At 50.6% G+C, this 1,051-nt stretch carries 2 protein-coding genes; both read right to left on the bottom strand.

What is annotated here, in order from left to right; translation table 11 throughout:
• Nucleotides 1-439 precede the first annotated feature (439 nt).
• On the bottom strand, nt 440-703 hold the full coding sequence (gene cas2 / locus D6694_03710; GenBank protein ID RMH46293.1) for a CRISPR-associated endonuclease Cas2: 264 nt from the start codon (nt 701-703) through the stop codon (nt 440-442).
• Nucleotides 703-1,051 (bottom strand): CRISPR-associated endonuclease Cas1 (gene cas1, locus D6694_03705; GenBank protein RMH46292.1); only part of this gene is annotated, 349 nt, incomplete at its 5' end. The genes cas1 and cas2, both read right to left, overlap by 1 nt.

The raw sequence follows: 1,051 nt of genomic DNA, 5'->3' as shown, positions 1-1,051 counted from the left end.
TCAAACTAGTTTCAATTCCACTTTGGTCCGATTAGAAGGCTCGGCGGTTCCGGCAGCGGCCCGCCCTTGTAGAGTTTCAATTCCACTTTGGTCCGATTAGAAGTCTTCGCCGCCATCAATACCATCAGCCAGAACATGTTTCAATTCCACTTTGGTCCGATTAGAAGACCTGGGCGACCTGATCCCGGCTCTGCGTCCGCGGCGTTTCAATTCCACTTTGGTCCGATTAGAAGCCGTTGGCAATATATTCGTTTTCCACTGTTTTTCAAACACATAGATCCTGCATTTCGCCGGTTTTCACTGACAAAAAGTCGTCCACCCCCAATAAGCGGAAAATAGCTGGAGCTCGACGACCATTGATTATCAGCAATATACGACAACCCATCCATTCGATAGCCAATGATGAGCCGATCCGGTGGGGGGCTTCGACGACCCGACCTCACAGAAAATTGTCGGTACTCATGCGTTCGTAGCCAATGATTTCCTTGTCGAGCCATCGCACGTCCCTGCTTTTGAAAATGATGATGCTGTCTTCAGAGGGATCGATGAACTGTCGAGCCTCGGCTATCAACTCCTTGATTTTCACCTCCGTAATCTCACCTTCAAAAACCGAATTCTGAATCCAGTGCAGGTATCGCCTGCAAAGCTTCAGCATTTTGGCCACCCGCTTCTGATTGACATCGTAAACAAGGATTACATACATCACCACCAGATTTTGAAAGGTTTGTAAGTTTGATCTTCCAGAATGTGCTTCACGAGCTTGTAGCATTCCAGGCGCACCAGACGCTTGTAACTCACCTTCCGGTTCAGCTTTCGGTGCTTGATGGTTTCTGCAAGCCGTTCTTCCCAGGCTTTCAGGAAAACCTTCAGCCCACGTGGCTTCAACACACAGCGATTGAGTTCGACCCTGAAGTCGCTGGCCTGCAGCATCCGTCGGTTGAGCACCGAAAAGATGGTGCGATCGACGAGTATGGGCTTGAAGATTTCGGCCAGGTCGAGTGCCAGGCTGTAGCGCCGCTCGCCGGGCTCGTGCAAAAAGCTGACCGTCGGG

It is taken from the genome of Gammaproteobacteria bacterium, from assembly GCA_003696665.1.
Taxonomy (GTDB): domain Bacteria; phylum Pseudomonadota; class Gammaproteobacteria; order Enterobacterales.
The sequence above is the reverse complement of the archived record's forward strand: the minus strand, read 5'-3'. Positions and strand labels throughout refer to the sequence as shown.